An 18090-nucleotide genomic window follows, 5' to 3' on the forward strand; every position below is an offset into this window, starting at 1 on the left:
TCGTAAGAGACGCATTGAATCGAAGCCCCAGTAAACGGCGGCCGTAACTATAACGGTCCTAAGGTAGCGAAATTCCTTGTCGGGTAAGTTCCGACCTGCACGAATGGTGTAACGATCTGGGCACTGTCTCAGCCATGAGCTCGGTGAAATTGTAGTCGCGGTGAAGATGCCGCGTACCCGCAACGGGACGGAAAGACCCCATGCACCTTTACTGCAACTTAGTATTGGTACTGGACAAATGATGTGTAGGATAGGTGGGAGACATTGAAGCGGGTTCGCCAGGATTCGTGGAGTCACTGTTGAAATACCACCCTTTGTTTGTTTGGTATCTAACCCGAATCTCGGGGACATTGCTTGGTGGGTAGTTTGACTGGGGTGGTCGCCTCCAAAAGGATAACGGAGGCTTCCAAAGGTTCCCTCAGTACGCTTGGTAACCGTACGAGGAGTGCAATAGCATAAGGGAGCTTGACTGTAAGGCCGACAAGCCGAGCAGGGTGGAAACACGGGTATAGTGATCCGGCGGTTTTGAATGGAAGAGCCGTCGCTCAAAGGATAAAAGGTACGCTGGGGATAACAGGCTGATCTCCCCCAAGAGCTCATATCGACGGGGAGGTTTGGCACCTCGATGTCGGCTCGTCACATCCTGGGGCTGAAGAAGGTCCCAAGGGTTGGGCTGTTCGCCCATTAAAGTGGCACGCGAGCTGGGTTCAGAACGTCGTGAGACAGTTCGGTCCCTATCTGTTGCGGGCGTGGGAAGTTTGCGAGGACCTGACCTTAGTACGAGAGGACCGGGTTGGACTGACCGCTGGTGTACCGGTTGTGATGCCAATTGCATTGCCGGGTAGCTACGTCGGGAAGAGATAAGCGCTGAAAGCATCTAAGTGCGAAACTCCCCTCAAGATGAGACTTCCAAATAGGGCCGTCAGAGACGATGACGTTGATAGGCTACAGGTGTAAAGGCAGTAATGTCATAGCTGAGTAGTACTAATTGCCCAAAAGCTTACCCTACGTTTGTTACAGTTTCTGCAAAGACATGTTATTAACTTAAGATATTAGACAATAGACGCTAGACAGGAGACTGGTTGAGATACGAAAGAGATCTTGCTACTTGATACTAGCTACTTAAGTCTTCCAATTTAGGCGGCCTAGCGCAGGGGTCCCACCTCTTCCCATCCCGAACAGAGAAGTTAAGCCCTGCAGCGCCGATGGTACTGGGGTTACACCCGGGAGAGTAGGTCGCCGCCTCATTTATTCAAAGCCTTCCGTGAAAACGGAAGGCTTTTTGGTTTTAGAACCTTTTTTTAGTGAAAGTAAAAATCAATCCCAATAGTCAGAATTCGACAATAGGATTATCTAAGCATACGAGGATTGATTTTTAAAGGTCTAGCCGGTAATAGTTCTACCAAATCCCGAATTGCTTGAAATGGTGCTCAATATGTTTAGGATGAAATCTTTCCCACTCCGCATAAGTCAACTTCCCAAACCTTGGATGAACAGTTGTGGTATCAGGAGATGATTCAAAGAAGGCATTGTAAGCAGTGACGCTGTCAAGCAGTTGCTGTTTTGCTTCGTCTAAATTCTCACTTCTTAATGGCATTAAGTCTCCAGTCTTCATACCTGGTGCAATCACCCCTCTAGGAAAATCCATGTCTGTGTCTAGTAACGCTCTTTTCTGAAACTTTTGCTTTTCACTTGGTTCAAACTCAGGTATTTTAATCCTATTGTATGCTATTTTAACAGTGACAGTCAGGTGTTCCACCATATGTTGAGGAGACATTATTCCAAACTGAGCTGGGGTATCCGCATTTAATTTCTTTAGCTTTTTCTCTATTATTTTACTTTCCATTATTTGAGATTTAGTTTTTAAGGTACAAAAAAAAGCGCTTGATTTCTCAAACGCTTTTTGGTGATTAGTGAACTTTAGATCTTAGCTTCCACACATTTCGCAGTTATCTGGATCATCTAGAGAACATGCAATAGCATCTTGTTTTTGTGATTTTACTTCCACAATTTCTTGCTGAGCCTTTTCAACTTTAGGCTCAAAACCAGTTTTGTCAAGCGTGAATTTGATAGCTGCTGTAGCCGCTTGTGATCTCAAGTAGTACATACCTGTTTTAAGGCCTTTCTTCCAAGCATAGAAGTGCATAGAGGTTAACTTACCAAAGTTCGGATCCTGCATGAATACGTTCATACTTTGAGACTGACAGATATACGCTCCACGATCTGCAGACAAGTCAATGATTACCTTCTGGGAGATTTCCCAAACTGTTTTGTATATATCTTTTATGTGCTGTGGAATCCCAGGTAGGTTTTGTACCGAGCCATTGGTAGAAATCAAGCGATTTCTCATTGTATCATCCCAAAGGCCAAGAGCTATCAAATCTTTCATCAAGTGTTTATTAACAATAATGAACTCACCTGATAGGGTTCTTCTAGTGTAGATATTAGAAGTGTATGGCTCAAAGCACTCGTTGTTGCCTAAGATCTGAGAGGTAGAAGCAGTCGGCATCGGAGCCATCAACAGAGAGTTTCTCATACCATACTTCTTTATCTTCTCTTTTACCTCAGTCCAGTTCCATCTTCCTGACTTTGGTTTTACTCCCCAAAGGTCGAATTGTAATTCACCTTTAGAAGCTGGAGAACCTTCATATGTTTCATAAGTTCCTTGAACTTTAGCTAACTCCATAGAGGTTTCAACTGCGGCAAAGTACATTGTCTCGAAGATATCCTCATTCAGACCTTTTGCTTCAGGAGATTCAAAAGGCATTCTGAGCATAATGAATGCATCAGCTAGACCTTGAATACCCAATCCTATTGGACGATGACGGAAGTTTGATTTCCTGGCTTCTTCTACTGGGTAGTAGTTTACATCGATAACCTTATTTAGGTTTTTGGTAGCAACTTTAGTGATTTCGTAGAGTTTTTGATGATCAAAGAATAATTTCCCATCAGGACCTGAGGTTACAAACTTCGGAAGAGCTATGGATGCCAAATTACATACTGCAACTTCGTCTGGTGCTGTATATTCAATGATCTCTGTACACAGGTTGGATGACTTGATCGTACCAAGATTCTTTTGGTTTGACTTACCGTTCGCAGCATCTTTATAGAGCATGTACGGAGTACCGGTTTCGATTTGCGATTCAAGGACCTCAAACCAAAGTTCTTGAGCTTTTATAGTTTCACGAGCTTTGCCTTCTCTTTCGTATTTTTCATAAAGTCTCTCGAATTCCTCTCCGTGACAATCAGAAAGTCCCGGTGCCTCATGAGGGCAAAACAATGACCACTCTAAGTTTTGCTCAACACGCTTCATGAATAGATCCGGGATCCAAAGTGCATAGAACAAATCTCTAGCTCGCATTTCTTCTTTTCCATGATTTCTCTTTAGCTCCAAGAAATCTTTGATATCTGCGTGCCAAGGTTCTAAATATATAGCAAAGCTTCCTTTTCTTTTTCCTCCGCCCTGATCTACATAGCGAGCTGTCATGTCAAAGTTTCTAAGCATTGGTACAATACCATTGGAAACTCCGTTGGTACCTTTGATATAGGAGCCTTTAGCTCTTACATGGTGAATAGAAAGTCCTATACCTCCAGCAGATTGTGAAATCTTCGCACATTGTTTCAATGTGTCATATATCCCGTCAATACTGTCATCCTTCATTGTAAGCAAGAAGCAAGAAGAAAGCTGAGGTTTAGGAGTACCAGCATTAAAAAGGGTAGGAGTCGCATGAGTAAACCACCTTTCAGAAAGAAGGTTGTAAGTTTCAATTACTGATTCCATATCCTCTTTGTGGATCCCAACGGCCACTCTCATTAACATATGCTGAGGACGTTCAACAACTTTTCCATTCAAGCGAATCAAGTAACTTCTCTCCAAAGTCTTGAATCCAAAATAATCATACCCAAAATCCCTTTTGTAATCAATCGCTGAATCTAGTTTCGCAGCATTGTTCTTTATGATACCATATACCTCTGGATCCAACAATGCTGCATTTTCGTCAGTCTTTGGATTCACGTGAGTATACAGTCTTTTCATAGTGTTTGAAAAAGACTGGCTAGTGGTTTTATGAAGATTGGAGATGGCAATTCTTGCTGCTAAGATTGCATAATCTGGATGCTTCACTGTCAGGGATGCACAAACTTCAGCGGCTAGATTGTCTAGCTCAGTAGTTGATACACCGTCATAAAGTCCATCGATTACCTTTTTGGCAACATCAATTGGCTGAATGAATTTTGAATCTAGCTCGTAGCAAAGGTTCTCAATTCTTGCCGTGATTTTATCGAATCGTACTGATTCGCGTCTTCCGTCTCTTTTTAATACTAGCATTTCTTTGGGATTTTTAGGTTGATGGAAAAGTTTGGGTTAATTAAAAGTCCTCACCAATGGAGAATCTTGGTGAATCGTCTGACCCTTCAGTTGTTTTCATTACTCCTGCTTTTTGGTAGTCTCCCACTCTTTTCTCGAAGAAATTGGTTTTACCCTGAAGCGAAATCATATCCATGAAGTCAAAAGGATTTGTGCTATTCCATATTTTATCGCACTCTAATTCATCAAGCAATCTATCTGCTACAAACTCAATGTATTGACACATCAGGTCTGAATTCATACCTATAAGTCTTACAGGTAGCGCATCGGTGACAAATTCTTTTTCAATCTCAACTGCATCTCGAATAATCTCTCTTACCGTCTCTTTTGGTAATTGATTATTCAAATGCTGCGTGTATAAATGACAAGCAAAGTCACAGTGTAGTCCTTCGTCTCTTGAGATTAGCTCGTTAGAAAAGGTAAGACCTGGCATCAATCCTCTTTTCTTAAGCCAGAAAATAGAACAAAAAGAACCAGAGAAGAAGATTCCTTCTACCGCAGCAAAAGCGATGAGTCTTTCTTGGAAGTTTCCATTATCGATCCATCTCAAAGCCCAGTCTGCCTTTTTCTTTACACAGTCAATATGTTCGATTGCATTAAGCAATTTGTCTCGCTCAGACGCGTCTTTTATATAAGTATCGATAAGAAGACTGTATGTTTCAGAATGGATGTTTTCCATCGCGATCTGAAAACCATAGAAAAACTTTGCTTCAGTATATTGAACCTCAGAAACAAAGTGCTCAGCTAGATTTTCATTTACAATTCCGTCACTTGCTGCGAAAAACGCAAGAACATGAGATATGAAGTGACGCTCGCCATCATTCAATGCTTTCCAGTCAACCATATCCTGACCTAAGTCAATCTCTTCAGCTGTCCAAAAACTAGCTTCGGCTTTCTTGTAATACTGCCAAATATCGTTGTGTTGAATTGGGAATAAAACAAAGCGATTCTTATTCTCTTCTAATATTGGTTCGTACTGCATGCTACTTGGTTAGTTAATCGTAATGGAGTAATGCTTATATAATGGCATCCCAAAAGGATTTGGGATAAGAAAGGCTGCCTTTTTAGAACAGCCTTTGAGCAAATATGTGAATCAAAATCGGGAAATAAAACCTATGAAGTGTCCGTTTAACGTCGTTTCTGAACTAAGGTCAAAAAGTTTATAGTGCCCATATTTACAATTAGTTATAATACTTCAAATGGACTCTTAGATTAATTGAATGAGCGATTTTCAGGGGTTTGAAAAAAAATCAAATAATTGAAAAAAAGATTTTCAACCAAAATTCAAGCCTGAAATTGAACTATAGTCAAGTATTTCGTGATATTAAATTTGCTGTTCAATATTTTGATCATCAATTAGTTGGAAAAAAAACAGATCAAATTTTCTAAATCAATTATCAATAAAATTGTCTTTTATCCGGGAATTATTAAGTTGATTTTCGATAAAAGCTGACCAACTGCAAAGGTTGAATTTAAAAGACAAATAATATTTTTGAAGCCAGTTTTTTTCTTCCAATCAACTTTCCTATATTTGCACTCCGATTTCAAAAGAATCAAGAACTATGTACGCAATTGTAAACATCGCAGGAAAGCAGTTCAAAGTAACGCAAGATCAGTTTGTCTACGCTCCAAAGCTAGACTTAGAAACTGGCGCTTCCATCGACTTCGACCAGGTACTATTAGCTGAGGCTGATGGAACTGTGTCTGTAGGCGCTCCCCTTTTGGCTGGAGCGAAGGTATCTGGGAAGGTCCTAGATCATGTAAAAGGTGATAAAGTCATCGTCTTCAAAAAGAAGCGTCGTAAGGGCTACAAAAAGAAGAACGGTCACAGACAAGATTTCACCAAAGTTTTGATAGAAAGTATTACACTCTAAGTTTTCTTTTCGAAGACTATAAAAGAATAAAACCATGGCACATAAGAAAGGCGTCGGTAGTTCCAGAAACGGTAGAGACTCTCAATCCAAGAGATTGGGTGTTAAGAAATTTGGTGGCGAAGTAGTAATCGCTGGTAATATCATCGTAAGACAAAGAGGTACTAAGCATCACCCAGGTGAGAATGTAGGACTTGGTAAAGATCATACATTGTTCGCAACATCTGACGGAGTAGTTACCTTCAGAAAGAAATTTGATGGCAGATCATACGTAAGCGTATTGCCTGCTGAAGCTTAACTTAAGCAATCAACCAATATTGAAAGCTCCTTCATTCGAAGGAGCTTTTTTTGTGCCTTTGGCTTTCTTCAGGTTGATTAACCGCAGTGGACGCGGAGGATTTCGCAGAGAGCACAAGATGTTCCGCTATTCTAACTTAGATCAAGTCTCTTGACTTGGGGTAAATAGGATAATTTGTACATCTTCTGTAGAAACGAAAAAATTACATTTTTTGTCGGAAACCTAGGTGCTCAAGGATGTGTAACTTCATAAAAAAGCCCGACCAATAAATTATCAGTCGGGCAGTTTGTGTAAAGCTTGCCTAATTTTAAAATGGTCTATAGCTCAATACTTGATCTATGAAAGTGGTGGCACTTTCTGGTGAAATGACCAAAATGAAAACAATTCCAAAAATTGCCCCATACAAGTGAGCATCATGATTGATAGCATCATCTTGATTTTTTCCTTTGAAATAGGAGTATAATAGAAATAATACCCCCAAAATAAAACCAGGTAAACAAAGAATTCCGAATAAACATATGTCTGAAAGCGGAAGAATAATGATGCTTGCAAATACTGTCGCTGCAGTTCCTCCTGATGCTCCAAGAGCTCGGTAATAGCTATTGTCCTGATTTTTAAGATAGGTGGGAATGTCTGAAATAATAATTCCTAAAAGGTAGAATAGTACATACACCGCTCCGCCAAACATCACTCCAAACTTGTATGCAAGTATTTGCTCCACCACTCCACCAAAGAAGTAGAAGGTGAACATGTTGAAGAAGAGGTGGATGTAGTCTTTATGGATAAATCCAGAACTGATGAATCGATCCCACTGACCTTTCCTTTTGATTTTATATGGAATGAACATGCAGCGTTCCAAAAAGACTGCATTATTGATTCCATAGTAACTGCTTATGGCTGTGATAAGAATCAGGACAACTGTAATTGATAACTCCATTTATTTTTCTCTGTGAATTAAGTCCTGAGTTATTTTTTTGAGTTCAAGAAAATAGTCTTCGTTTTTAAAATGAATTGAATCGTACTGTGCAAATCCAGCTTCGAAGTAGGAATTCATTTTAGCTTCGGTAATTGCTTTAATACCTAGTTTTTCATAAATCATTCGAACTGCCTGCACTTTTTCTTCTTTATCAAATTCAGGTTGAAAAAGCCAATAATTCAATGCCTCAGCATCTTTTCCTTCGGCTAGTTCCAGCGCTTTGATGAGTAGGAATGTCTTTTTATTGGAAATGATATCACCACCAACTTGTTTGCCGAATTTAGCCTGATCAGCATAGACATCTAATAGATCATCTTTAAGCTGAAAGCCAATTCCTATATTGACCCCGAAATCGTAGAGTTTTTGTGTATCTTCCTTCTCGGCTCCGGCTAGAAGAGCTCCTAATTGCAGAGCAAATCCAACCAGTACAGCAGTTTTGAGACGTATCATATTCAGATATTCATCCTCATGAACCGACTCTAAAGTTTCGAAATTCATATCGAATTGCTGACCTTCGCAAACCTCAGCTGCGGTTTTATTGAACAGACGAATTACTTCACCAAGTTTTTCTGCTTCTGTAGGTAAGAGCAAGTCATATGCTTTTACCAACATTACATCACCCGATAGAATGGCAACGTTTTTATTCCACTTCACGTGGACAGCGTCTTTTCCTCTTCTTAGAGGGGCATCATCCATGATGTCGTCATGCATTAAGGTGAAGTTGTGAAAAACTTCTACTGCTGCAGCCTGACTGAGGATTTCTTCAGGATTGGATTTATAGATACCATAGGCTAATAAACTAAGCAAAGGACGGATTCTTTTTCCGTCCAAGCTTAAGATATAGGTAATTGGGTCGTAAAGTTCTCGGGGCGTTTTTCCTAATTGTAAAGCACTCGGGAGGTCCTGGATGAATGTCTCCAGCTTACCTAATAACTCGTGCGCGTGGTTTTTTCTTGTCATTATCGGCAAATTCCAAATCTATCGTTCTACGGTCAATATCGGTATTAACTACTCTGACCTTCACTTTGTCACCCAAAGTGATCATTTTTTTTGTTTTCGAGCCAATCAAACGCATGTTTTTCTGATCGAAATCGTAGTAATCATCATCCATGTCCTGCACTCGAATCATGCCTTCACACTTGGTTTCGGTGATTTCTACAAACACTCCCCATTCGGTTACGCCTGCCACAATTCCCTCATAATCTTTATCTTCTGCAAGGGACATAAATTCCACTTGCTTGTATTTGATGGAGGCTCTTTCGGCATCTGCCGCACGTTTTTCGCGCTCTGAGGAATGCACACATTTTTGTTCCCAAGCTTCAGAGTCTGGAGACTTACCATTTTCAAGATATAGTTCCAGTAGCCTGTGAACCATCATATCCGGGTAGCGACGGATAGGTGAGGTAAAGTGCGAGTAGTGTGCGAAAGCCAATCCAAAGTGCCCTTTTGGCTCAGTGGTGTATTTGGCTTTGGCCATACTTCTAATTGCTAGTTGCTCGAGTACATTTTGCTCAGGCTTACCCTGAATATCTTCCATCAACTTGTTCAGCGCTTTGGATATAGTTTTTTCGTCTGCTATCTCAAACTCATGACCAAATCGCTTTGCAAAACCTGAGAAGGTATCCAAACGCTCCATATCCGGAGAATCGTGGGTACGGTAGACAAATGTATCTTTTCCTTTATTCTTATTGAAAATGAACTCTGCTACATGCTTATTGGCAAGTAGCATGAATTCCTCGATGAGCTTATGGATGTCTTTTCGCTCTTTGATCATTAGACCAAGTGGCGTGCCTTTTTCATCCAGCTTGAATTTGACTTCCACTGTTTCAAAGTTGACAGCTCCATGCTTGAATCTACGCTGACGGATTTTCTTTGCCATGATATTTAGCAATGTCAATTCCTCAAAGTAATCTCCCGACTGCGTATCGATATTCTCCTGCGCATCTTCGTAGGCATATCTTCTGTCCGAGTGTATAACTGTCCTTCCAATCCAATGTTTCTTCACATTTGCTTCGTCATCTACTTCGAATACACAGGCAAAAGTCAATTTGTCTTCATGTGGGCGGAGTGAGCAAAGTCCATTACTCAATCGTTCTGGAAGCATAGGGATCGTTCTATCTACTAGGTAGACCGAAGTTGCTCTATTGTAAGCCTCTTTCTCTAATGCCGTTTTTGGTTGCACGTAGTGAGTTACATCAGCGATGTGAACACCGATTTCGTGATTGCCATTTGGTAATTTTCTGTATGAAATAGCATCATCAAAATCCTTAGCATCTGCAGGATCTATTGTGAAAGTTAGGATATCTCTGAAATCCTTTCTTTTCTTGATCTCCTTTGCAGTAATCTTTTCAGAGATAGCCTCAGCTTCTTTTTCCGGCTCTTCTGGATACTCGAATGGCAATCCGAATTCGGCCATGATGGAGTGAATTTCTACCTCATGTTCACCGGCTTTGCCGAGGACACGTGTCACTTCTCCAGTTGGGTTTTTATCGCCTTCTCTCCATTCGGTGAGTTTGACGACTACTTTTTCTCCGTGCTGAGCACCATTGAGTTCACCTCTATGCACAAAGATGTCCTTGTGCATTTTCTTGAAGTCAGGAACTACAAAGGCAAAACGTGGAGATATTTCTACACGCCCTACGAATTCGTCCCGATTACTTTCTACTACTTCTAGAACTTTGCCTTCCACTCGACCGGTTTTACCCTTCAATGGATAAACCATCACGCGGACTTTATCTCCGTCGAGCGCTTGCTTCATGTCAGCCTCTTTGACCAAAATATCTCCATCTACCTTCTCAGGATCGAGTGGTACGATGAATGCGAATCTTGGATTTACAAAGTCCACGATGCCCTCGATGAACTCAGGATCTTGGGTGGACGAGTAATAATTTCTTGGATTTCTAGACACCGAACCTGCTTCTACCAATTTGCTTAGTACAGGTTCTACGCCCCCTTTTGTAATGGCGTCTCTGATTTCGAGTTTCTTTATGATTTGCTTGGAGTTGAATTCTTCTCCATAATGTGCATCTAAAAATTGAAGGATGCGACGGGCCAAGCTGGCTGCGTCTGTTTGTTTTCCTCCTTGATTTTTACTGTTGTTTTTTCTGTGTTGTTTTCTTCCCATGATTTGGGTTGTTGATTAGGGTTAAGGTAAAAAGATTTATGTCCCTGCAACCATTAATCTTTGTGATCTTTTTTTGAATCTTCTAAATGGATGATTTCTATTTCTAAGTCATCCGACTGCGGATGCATAGCCATATATACTCGAGCTGTGACTTCCACATCTCTCAGGCAGTATTTTTTGATTTTTTCTACGTCTTTTTCCAGATGAAAAGTGGTGTTGACCTGACTTCCGTCAAGATCATCTTTTGAAGATGGAATTCCAAAAACTGAAGCTAAAAGCTCCAAGCGGGTGTAATGTTTATAGTCTCCAAACTTCCAAAGCTCCATCGTATCTAGATGGCGAACTTCCCAAGGCTTTTTCCCTGAGATCTGTAAAGGCTCCGGCAAAGCTACTCCATTGATGAGCATTCTGCGGCAGAGGTATGGAAAATCAAATTCCTTACCGTTGTGAGCGCAAAGGATCCATTTTTTCTTCTCTAACAAAGCTTTAAACTCCAAAAGAAGTTCCCGTTCATCTTCATGAGCATAACATTTTGATCTGAACGCCAGTTTTTTATCCTTCTTTTTCCATTGAAAATAGCCGACACCTACACAGACTACCTGCCCAAATTCAGCGTGAATTCCTGCTCGGTCAAAATATAAAGCACCTGGATCATGAAGATTTTCCGGCGATTGGATAAGGCGCTCTTTCTTTAGCCATTCATCTTGGATACGCTCTGGCAGTTCTTCAAAATTCTCAGTCAATGAAGCTGTTTCTATATCTAGAAATAGGATATCATTCAGTTGATCAAAAAAATCTGCCATAAGCTGTCATTATGCGTGGAGAACTCCTTCTAGGCCAATCTCGGGAATCATCTTGATAAATCCTGAATCGAAACTGCCCGAAGTAAAGATAAACTTTTTATCAAAAATCTGATCCATAATATAGTAGCTCACCCAAAACTCATTAGTTAAAACAAAAACTGCTGGATCAATAGCTTCAACTTTAGCGACGGCCTGTTCACCAAGTTCATCAATCATGTGGCGAAGCACTGAGGTTTTTTTTGATTCCCCATTTATTTCCCCATAGCCTTTGGAAGTGATCATGACATTCTTCAGCTCGATCAAGTTCAAATTGATGATATACACTGCCCATTCTGTACCTGTAGACGTTTCTTCTTTTGCTATCGCCAGTTTTACTCCAGTTACTGGACTGAAATCTATGTCTTTCTTCATATAAATTCTATACTCTCCATTTCAAATAAGTTGATCAAATGTTGCTTTACTCGAACTTTGACCTCTTGCATTTCTACTGTACGTCCCAATTCGAGGTGCAGTGATGTGACAGCTTTGTCATCGATCCCGCAGGGGATGATGTGCCCAAAGTAGCTGATGTCGGTATTCACGTTGAAAGCAAAACCGTGCATGGTTACCCATCGGCTTGATTTTACACCCATGGCACAAATCTTTCTAGGGTTTTTCTGTTCTAAATGATCTATCCAAACCCCGGTCAATCCATCGATTCTACCAGCTGGAACTCCATAATCTGCTAAAGTCAAAATGATCGCTTCCTCAAGAAGGCGCAAGTACTTATGAATGTCAGTAAAGAAATTATCCAGATCCAAAATGGGATAACCCACTAGCTGTCCTGGGCCATGATAGGTGATGTCACCACCACGATTGATTTTATAATATAGAGCCTGGTGTGTTTCTAGACCTTTTTCATCCAAAAGTAGATTCTCTTCCTTACCACTTTTCCCCAGCGTATAAACGTGTGGGTGCTCCACGAATAGCATGTAGTTTTTACTTGGTGCTTGGTCTGTGGGTGCCAAAGGCCGGTTGCTGATTTTTAGAGCAACAGTTTCCGCAAAGAGTTTTTCCTGATAGTCCCATGCTTGCTGATAATCCAGCTTTCCTAGATCTCGGAATTCTACTTTTTTATTGATAATTTCATTCATCGGCTAGTCCCGAGGGATTTACTTTTCAACTGAACTTAAAACGGGTTCGTTCATTGATTTTTCAAAATTAAACAATTATCCAAGATGGCTGAGCACAACGATTCCGGAAAACTCGCAGAACAACTCGCGGCGGATTGGTTAGTAGGAAAAGGTTACGAATTAATTGATACAAATTACCGTCATGGACATGCCGAGATAGATTTGATTTTAAAGCATCGCGGGCTGTTGATTTTTGTTGAAGTAAAGTTCAGATCCGGTACTGGCTTCGGTTTTGCCGAGGAGTTTGTCGATTCAGTCAAACGTAAACTACTTATAAAAGCAGCTGATCAGTTTATTTATGTTAATGATTGGCATAATGATATCCGCTTTGATATTATTGGCGTTTACAAAGATCGAACAGGCAAAGTCAATTTCAGGCATTTTGAGGATGCTTTTTACTAAACGGTACCCCAGTTAAATTTTAAGAAATCAAGAAGTCGAGCATGACCCAAATCGGCAGACTAAGATTTAATTATCTTTTCGATACACTAAATTTCCGTCCTTATCCCATTCAGCACGAATGTAAGGGCGGAAATTTTTTGTATAAGCAGTTTCCTGATATTGGATTTCCCGCTTTCGAATCGCTTTTGTGTTGTTCGTATCCCAGTACTCTGTCCAAAGACCTACTTTTTCGCCATATTGATATTCTCCAGTGACGGCCACTTGTTTGTCTTCATAGAAGTAGAAGTAGTTTCCTTCTTCCAGACCGTACTGCACAGGGATTATTTCTTGAATGGTCTTTGAGGATTGATCGAAGTATCGAGTTCTTGATTCCCGAGGCCAGCCAGCCTCAAAATGATTTTTATCCTGAAGCACATTGTTTGCATCGAAGAGCATCCAAGTTTTGTGTTTAGTGCCGTAGTAAAACATGCCGCTTTCTACCACTTCCTCATTGATCACCCGCTCATAAGGTCCATGAAGTAGGTAGCCATTGCCAGCTATATAGTCTTTGGTTTTTATACTTTTTTCCTGTGGATCGAACCAATATACATCTCGGATATAAGGATCAGGACGTCTATCTGCGTCTGTGTAGTTGAAGTGCTCAAAAATCTGCTGTCCACGAATTTCCTGACGAGTGTAACCCTTTCTGGTTTTGACACCAAACCACTCATTCTTTCGTGCTTTCTTCTTTTTCTCCTTCTTTTCTTCCTTCTCCTTTGAGTCGTCAAAAAGTAGCAAAGGCATAGTGGTTGGAAGCAACCTAGAGTTCACCACACCACTGGAATCAGGATCTGATTTGGCTTTTCCCTCTTCGTTTTGGGCAAAAGAAACCTTGCTGATAAATAGCAAGAAAATAAAATTGATATAATATCTACTCATGTATTAGAAAAACGCAATATCCTTCGGAGTATTTTGCTCAAAAGTAACATTTCGAGATCAAAACCCATCGATTGTTTAGATTTTATAATCTTCTCTCTACTTTTGTGGAATTTGTAAAAAAAATCTCTCAAACAATGAACTCTATTTTATCAGACCGGATAATCAATATGGAAGAATCAGCCACTCTTGCCATGGCCAAAAAAGCAAGAGAGCTGAAAGCACAAGGAGTTGACATCATCAGCCTTAGTTTAGGTGAGCCAGACTTCAAGACACCAAGGCATATCCAAGAGGCTGCAAAAGATGCAATCGACGAAGGAAAGTACTTTTCATATCCACCTGTAGCGGGGTATCAGGATCTGAGAGAAGCTATCGCAAAGAAGCTTCGCGAAGAAAATGAAATCACTGAAGCTAAAGCTGAGAATGTAGTAGTCTCTACCGGGGCTAAGCATTCTATTGCCAATGTCTTCATGTGCATGATCAATGAAGGCGACGAGGTTGTGATATTCTCCCCTTACTGGGTGAGCTATGCCGAGATCATCAAGTTGGCTGGTGGAGTTCCTGTGTTGATTGAAGGGACTTTGGAGAACAACTTCAAAGCCACTGCTGCTCAGCTAGAAGCTGCGATCACTCCTAAAACTAAGGGTGTGATCTTCTCATCTCCATGTAACCCTACGGGATCGGTATTTAGCAAAGAAGAACTGGAAGCAATCGCTGCAGTAATCCTGAAGCATGAAAATATCATGGTGATCGCTGATGAGATCTATGAGAAAATCAACTTTGCTGGAAGAAATTACAGCATTGCATCCTTCCCTGGAATGTTTGAAAGAACAATCACTGTGAACGGTTTTTCTAAAGGATATGCAATGACTGGCTGGAGAGTTGGATATATCTGTGCGCCTGTTTGGATGGCAAAATCTGTAGAGAAAATACAAGGTCAGTTTACTTCTGGCGGAACTGGAATTGCACAAAGAGCTGCCTTGGCTGGTATTGCTGGTGATCAAACTCCAACCACCGAAATGGCTGATGCTTACCTAAGAAGAAGAGGCTTGGTACTGGATTTACTCCGAGCTATTCCTGGTATCAAAACTCACGTTCCTGAAGGGGCATTCTATTTCTTCCCAGATGTAACAGCTTTCTTTGGTAAGTCTGCTAAAGGGCATAATGTAAAAGATGCAGATGACCTTTGTCTTTATCTTTTGGCAGAAGCGCACGTTTCTTTGGTGACTGGAGCCGCTTTTGGAGCACCTGACTGTATCAGACTTTCTTATGCTGCTTCTGATGAGGAGCTAGTAGATGCTTTAGGTAGGATGAAAAAAGCACTAGCTGAATTAGCTTAAAAATATCAATACTTAACCCCGGCAATAGTCGGGGTTATTTTTTGCCTCAGTAGAAAGGTCTATTTTTGGGAAAATTTACCTTATGGCTGAAGTTATTGTAATCACTCCTGTTAAGAATTCTCTTGAAACTACCTTGGATACAGCAAGAGCAATTGCAGGATCCACCGTGCCTGTGAGGCATGTTATTTTTAATGACTTCAGTACTGCAGAGACCAAGACAGGTCTGGAAGAAAACCAAGCTGAGATTGGTTATGAGTTGATTCACTTGGAGGACCTAACCGATCATCCTTCACCAAACTATAAACTGGTGCTACAAACCGCTCAAAAAATGGCAATTGGAGCTGATTTGCCCCTTTTGGTTATTGAGTCTGATGTGGTCGTCAGGTCAACTACTATTGAGGATTTGCTGAAATTTCAAAAATCATCGGTAAAGTCAGGTTTGGTGGGATCTGTGACAGTCGATGAAAAAGGCGTGGTGAATTTTCCTTATTTAAAATTCAAAGGAGTGAAAGAATCAGTGATCGATACGTCCAGAAGTTTAAGTTTTTGCTGCACACTTTTCTCTACAGATTTTTTGAAGGCCTACGATTTTTTGGGTTTGGATGAAGCGAAAGATTGGTACGATACCTTTATTTCAAAGAAATCAATTGAACTAGGATTCAAAAATCATGTGCTTATGAATGCTCCGGTATGGCATAGACCTCATGCGAGTCGTCCTTGGAAGCAATTGAAATATAGCAATCCACTGAAATACTATTTCCTGAAGTTCTGGAAGGGGATGGATAAGATTTAATTCTGTATAATTAAAGACGAACTAGTCGAAAAAATGCTCGAATTGAGATAACTCTTTTTTTACAGCCAAGGTATCTCTGCCAAATTCCTTGAGATTATAATTCTCAGACCGAAGTAGTTGATAGCATTCCTCCAGATCCTGGTGGTTGAGGTTTTCGTTTTCGAAAATTATAGCTTTAGGTTTTGTTTTCTTCACATCAAACATCTTCACAACTTCAAGGTCAAAGCCTTCTGCATCTATTTGGAGAAGGTCAATTTGGTGAATTGAGTAGGTTTTGATAAGTGTTTCAGGACTTATTACCTTGACTTCTTCAGATGTAATCTGTTGGTTAGGATCACTAGGGATTTCTAATCCATTCTTCTCACAGTTTTTCTGTACTATCCCCTCGTCAAAAAGGCTTTTTATTTTTTCTTCTGAGAAAGAAGCCAGTCCAGTTGCCCATCTCATAGTGCTAAACCCAATTTTGTAAAGTTTTTGAGAGCCATCTTCATAGCCAATTGCAGCACACAACGGAGTTAATCCGGGATGATTTTTGTAAATCTTACTTAGAGATTCTCTGAATACATCAGGTTGCGGTTCTAGCAGCACGCCTTTCCATCTATCTCTTTTGATGAATTTATGAATAGGGTCATGTGTGATCCCATCATTTGCGCCGATCTGAATTACGTGAAAATCACCTTTTTTGGATAAGGAATATTGGGAAATAAAATCCGGTAAACTACCTTTTTTTGGAGCGTAGAGATGTCGATAAAAAAACAGAAAAATATAACTGTCTGATGCGCTGAGGTTGAATCGAAGGTCTTTCCAAAATTTTTTGAATCCAGATTTAATTTGGAAGTTTGCCATTAGCTTAAGTGGAATGGTTTAGGGTTGTTTAGGTAGTTCTTCTGGTTCAATGAGCCTGAAGCCGAATTTAAAAGTACTTATTTATGTAAGTTAAAATTCAGGGATTTTGAAATATTGTAAATAATTTGCCAGTAAGAGTCTTGATGAAACTGCTTTTCTAGGCCAACTTATTTAAGAATTCACCTTATTTACTTCTATTTAATGAATCCGATTTTAATCTATACCATAGTCACCAATAACTATGATAAGGTGAGGCCAGCGCGAATTTTTCCTGGCTTTGATTATTGGCTGTTTACGGATGATCCTCATTTCAAAGTTGATGGCTGGGAGACAAAGGTAGTTCCCAAAAGTCCTAATCCGATTAAGCAGCAACGACAGATAAAAATTAACAGCTTTGTTTATACCAAAGGGTATGATATCTCCATCTATATAGACGGGAATATGGAGATTATCAGAAATCCAGCCGAGTTGTTGAAAAATCACTTTCATGGTGGATTATTGACAACTGTGCATCCCAAGCGAGCTACCTTGTTGGCTGAAGGGATGGAGGTGATTCGGAAGAAAAAAGATTTAGAGGAAAACGTAAATTCCACTTTGGAATTTGCCAAGCTAAATGGCTTCAAGGATGATTTGGGTCTGTTTGAGACTGGAGTGATGGTTAGGGATAAATCAAAGGATGTAGAAAAGCTGGAACAAAAGTGGTCAGAGCTACTTAAAGATTATTCGCATCGAGATCAACTGATTCTGCCCATCGCTTTGCATCTAACAGGTGTGTCTATCCATTCCATTCCTCGAAAAATAACCTTCTCTTATGTGAAATTTAATCGAGGACATCGTGTTTCATTGAAGTTTAGGAAGAGTGGGCAAGGATGGTTTTCTAGTTTGATTTCCCGATTGAAACGTTAGTAAATACCATGGTTGAAATGAAAACATCCTTTTTTCTATTTGTAGGAGGTTGATCTAGATAGATCGATTTATTGTGAGTTTATTTCGGTTTGTTCTAAAAAAACCAAACAATAATTTGTTTAATTAACTGAAGTTCATAACTTTAATCTGGTGATTAAACAACTTTTCAATAGAATTAGACTTTTTCAAACTCGGATTGTAACATTAATCCATTTTTCTATCTCGACCTGTTTCAGAGAAAATCCGAACTACGGTTCGGATTTTTTTTTGAGAATTTT

General features: G+C 40.2%; 17 protein-coding genes and 2 rRNA genes (1 of these 19 cut by a window edge). 8 read left to right on the plus strand and 11 right to left on the minus strand.

Features of this window, described 5'->3' with window-relative positions; translation table 11 throughout:
* Together ACPUEN_RS20215 and rrf are read left to right on the plus strand one after the other, a co-directional pair.
* A 23S ribosomal RNA gene (locus ACPUEN_RS20215) occupies positions 1–1008 on the plus strand (it extends 1870 nt beyond the left edge of the window).
* Positions 1009–1136: 128 nt separating this feature from the next.
* Positions 1137–1248, plus strand: a 5S ribosomal RNA gene (gene rrf / locus ACPUEN_RS20220).
* 151 nt (positions 1249–1399) lie between these two features.
* Here rrf and ACPUEN_RS20225 read toward each other — a convergent pair.
* The 3 genes from ACPUEN_RS20225 to ACPUEN_RS20235 form a co-directional block, all read right to left on the minus strand.
* Entirely contained in the window at positions 1400–1846 is a 447-nt protein-coding gene (locus ACPUEN_RS20225) for a DUF1569 domain-containing protein (RefSeq protein WP_425637726.1), read from the minus strand.
* Positions 1847–1927: 81 nt separating this feature from the next.
* A complete protein-coding gene (locus ACPUEN_RS20230) occupies positions 1928–4327 on the minus strand; it encodes a ribonucleoside-diphosphate reductase subunit alpha (protein ID WP_425637727.1) in 2400 nt (799 codons plus the stop codon).
* A 40-nt stretch (positions 4328–4367) separates the two neighbouring features.
* The gene (locus tag ACPUEN_RS20235; protein ID WP_111613354.1) at positions 4368–5348 is read right to left on the minus strand and encodes a ribonucleotide-diphosphate reductase subunit beta; all 981 of its coding nucleotides are present in this window, start codon (positions 5346–5348) and stop codon (positions 4368–4370) included.
* A gap of 580 nt (positions 5349–5928) precedes the next feature.
* Here ACPUEN_RS20235 and rplU point away from each other — a divergent pair.
* A complete protein-coding gene (gene rplU, locus ACPUEN_RS20240) occupies positions 5929–6240 on the plus strand; it encodes a 50S ribosomal protein L21 (RefSeq protein WP_425637728.1) in 312 nt (103 codons plus the stop codon).
* 34 nt (positions 6241–6274) lie between these two features.
* Positions 6275–6535 carry a 50S ribosomal protein L27 gene (gene rpmA, locus ACPUEN_RS20245; RefSeq protein ID WP_111613356.1) on the plus strand — a complete coding sequence of 87 codons (261 nt, stop codon included), beginning with the start codon at positions 6275–6277 and terminating at the stop codon, positions 6533–6535.
* A gap of 307 nt (positions 6536–6842) precedes the next feature.
* On the opposite strand, the gene ACPUEN_RS20250 is transcribed toward rpmA, so the two are convergent.
* Genes ACPUEN_RS20250 through lipB form a run of 6 tightly spaced genes read right to left on the minus strand, consistent with a single transcriptional unit; the run spans position 6843 to position 12571 of the window.
* Entirely contained in the window at positions 6843–7472 is a 630-nt protein-coding gene (locus ACPUEN_RS20250; protein WP_425637729.1) for a rhomboid family intramembrane serine protease, read from the minus strand.
* Positions 7473–8471 (minus strand): polyprenyl synthetase family protein, encoded by a 999-nt coding sequence (locus tag ACPUEN_RS20255; RefSeq protein WP_425637730.1) that lies wholly within the window; start codon positions 8469–8471, stop codon positions 7473–7475. It abuts the gene before it with no gap.
* Positions 8434–10635 (minus strand): ribonuclease R, encoded by a 2202-nt coding sequence (rnr, locus tag ACPUEN_RS20260; protein ID WP_425637731.1) that lies wholly within the window; start codon positions 10633–10635, stop codon positions 8434–8436. Before rnr ends, ACPUEN_RS20255 begins: the two co-directional genes overlap by 38 nt.
* A gap of 53 nt (positions 10636–10688) precedes the next feature.
* Complete coding sequence (locus ACPUEN_RS20265; protein WP_425637732.1) at positions 10689–11438, minus strand: 3'-5' exonuclease; 750 nt, start codon at positions 11436–11438, stop codon at positions 10689–10691.
* A gap of 9 nt (positions 11439–11447) precedes the next feature.
* Complete coding sequence (locus tag ACPUEN_RS20270) at positions 11448–11849, minus strand: hypothetical protein (RefSeq protein ID WP_425637733.1); 402 nt, start codon at positions 11847–11849, stop codon at positions 11448–11450.
* Entirely contained in the window at positions 11846–12571 is a 726-nt protein-coding gene (lipB, locus tag ACPUEN_RS20275) for a lipoyl(octanoyl) transferase LipB (protein ID WP_425637734.1), read from the minus strand. The genes ACPUEN_RS20270 and lipB overlap by 4 nt, the downstream gene beginning before the upstream one ends.
* An 84-nt stretch (positions 12572–12655) precedes the next feature.
* Between lipB and ACPUEN_RS20280 the strand changes: the two genes are divergently transcribed.
* Positions 12656–13012 (plus strand): YraN family protein, encoded by a 357-nt coding sequence (locus tag ACPUEN_RS20280; protein ID WP_425637735.1) that lies wholly within the window; start codon positions 12656–12658, stop codon positions 13010–13012.
* A 66-nt stretch (positions 13013–13078) separates the two neighbouring features.
* Here the strand turns inward: ACPUEN_RS20280 and ACPUEN_RS20285 are convergent, their stop codons facing one another.
* The gene (locus ACPUEN_RS20285) at positions 13079–13930 is read right to left on the minus strand and encodes a hypothetical protein (RefSeq protein WP_425637736.1); all 852 of its coding nucleotides are present in this window, start codon (positions 13928–13930) and stop codon (positions 13079–13081) included.
* A gap of 134 nt (positions 13931–14064) precedes the next feature.
* Here ACPUEN_RS20285 and ACPUEN_RS20290 point away from each other — a divergent pair, with 134 nt between their 5' ends.
* Both ACPUEN_RS20290 and ACPUEN_RS20295 read left to right on the plus strand, forming a co-directional pair.
* Positions 14065–15267 carry a pyridoxal phosphate-dependent aminotransferase gene (locus ACPUEN_RS20290; protein WP_425637737.1) on the plus strand — a complete coding sequence of 401 codons (1203 nt, stop codon included), beginning with the start codon at positions 14065–14067 and terminating at the stop codon, positions 15265–15267.
* Positions 15268–15349: 82 nt separating this feature from the next.
* Entirely contained in the window at positions 15350–16060 is a 711-nt protein-coding gene (locus tag ACPUEN_RS20295; RefSeq protein WP_425637738.1) for a glycosyltransferase family 2 protein, read from the plus strand.
* A 21-nt stretch (positions 16061–16081) separates the two neighbouring features.
* On the opposite strand, the gene ACPUEN_RS20300 is transcribed toward ACPUEN_RS20295, so the two are convergent.
* A complete protein-coding gene (locus tag ACPUEN_RS20300; RefSeq protein ID WP_425637739.1) occupies positions 16082–16906 on the minus strand; it encodes an FkbM family methyltransferase in 825 nt (274 codons plus the stop codon).
* A 201-nt stretch (positions 16907–17107) separates the two neighbouring features.
* Here ACPUEN_RS20300 and ACPUEN_RS20305 point away from each other — a divergent pair, with 201 nt between their 5' ends.
* The gene (locus ACPUEN_RS20305; protein WP_425637740.1) at positions 17108–17812 is read left to right on the plus strand and encodes a hypothetical protein; all 705 of its coding nucleotides are present in this window, start codon (positions 17108–17110) and stop codon (positions 17810–17812) included.
* Positions 17813–18090: the final 278 nt, after the last annotated feature.

The sequence above is a fragment of the Algoriphagus yeomjeoni genome, from assembly GCF_049821175.1.
Taxonomy (GTDB): Bacteria; Bacteroidota; Bacteroidia; order Cytophagales; family Cyclobacteriaceae; genus Algoriphagus; species Algoriphagus yeomjeoni_A.

Excerpts from the sequence above, each read along its gene's own strand:
- ACPUEN_RS20225 (WP_425637726.1), bottom strand. The coding sequence starts at position 1,846 with ATGGAAAGTAAAATAATAGAGAAAAAGCTAAAGAAATTAAATGCGGAT.
- ACPUEN_RS20230 (WP_425637727.1), bottom strand. The coding sequence starts at position 4,327 with ATGCTAGTATTAAAAAGAGACGGAAGACGCGAATCAGTACGATTCGAT.
- ACPUEN_RS20235 (WP_111613354.1), bottom strand. The coding sequence starts at position 5,348 with ATGCAGTACGAACCAATATTAGAAGAGAATAAGAATCGCTTTGTTTTA.
- rplU (WP_425637728.1), top strand. The coding sequence starts at position 5,929 with ATGTACGCAATTGTAAACATCGCAGGAAAGCAGTTCAAAGTAACGCAA.
- rpmA (WP_111613356.1), top strand. The coding sequence starts at position 6,275 with ATGGCACATAAGAAAGGCGTCGGTAGTTCCAGAAACGGTAGAGACTCT.
- ACPUEN_RS20250 (WP_425637729.1), bottom strand. The coding sequence starts at position 7,472 with ATGGAGTTATCAATTACAGTTGTCCTGATTCTTATCACAGCCATAAGC.
- ACPUEN_RS20255 (WP_425637730.1), bottom strand. The coding sequence starts at position 8,471 with ATGACAAGAAAAAACCACGCGCACGAGTTATTAGGTAAGCTGGAGACA.
- rnr (WP_425637731.1), bottom strand. The coding sequence starts at position 10,635 with ATGGGAAGAAAACAACACAGAAAAAACAACAGTAAAAATCAAGGAGGA.
- ACPUEN_RS20265 (WP_425637732.1), bottom strand. The coding sequence starts at position 11,438 with ATGGCAGATTTTTTTGATCAACTGAATGATATCCTATTTCTAGATATA.
- ACPUEN_RS20270 (WP_425637733.1), bottom strand. The coding sequence starts at position 11,849 with ATGAAGAAAGACATAGATTTCAGTCCAGTAACTGGAGTAAAACTGGCG.
- lipB (WP_425637734.1), bottom strand. The coding sequence starts at position 12,571 with ATGAATGAAATTATCAATAAAAAAGTAGAATTCCGAGATCTAGGAAAG.
- ACPUEN_RS20280 (WP_425637735.1), top strand. The coding sequence starts at position 12,656 with ATGGCTGAGCACAACGATTCCGGAAAACTCGCAGAACAACTCGCGGCG.
- ACPUEN_RS20285 (WP_425637736.1), bottom strand. The coding sequence starts at position 13,930 with ATGAGTAGATATTATATCAATTTTATTTTCTTGCTATTTATCAGCAAG.
- ACPUEN_RS20290 (WP_425637737.1), top strand. The coding sequence starts at position 14,065 with ATGAACTCTATTTTATCAGACCGGATAATCAATATGGAAGAATCAGCC.
- ACPUEN_RS20295 (WP_425637738.1), top strand. The coding sequence starts at position 15,350 with ATGGCTGAAGTTATTGTAATCACTCCTGTTAAGAATTCTCTTGAAACT.
- ACPUEN_RS20300 (WP_425637739.1), bottom strand. The coding sequence starts at position 16,906 with ATGGCAAACTTCCAAATTAAATCTGGATTCAAAAAATTTTGGAAAGAC.
- ACPUEN_RS20305 (WP_425637740.1), top strand. The coding sequence starts at position 17,108 with ATGAATCCGATTTTAATCTATACCATAGTCACCAATAACTATGATAAG.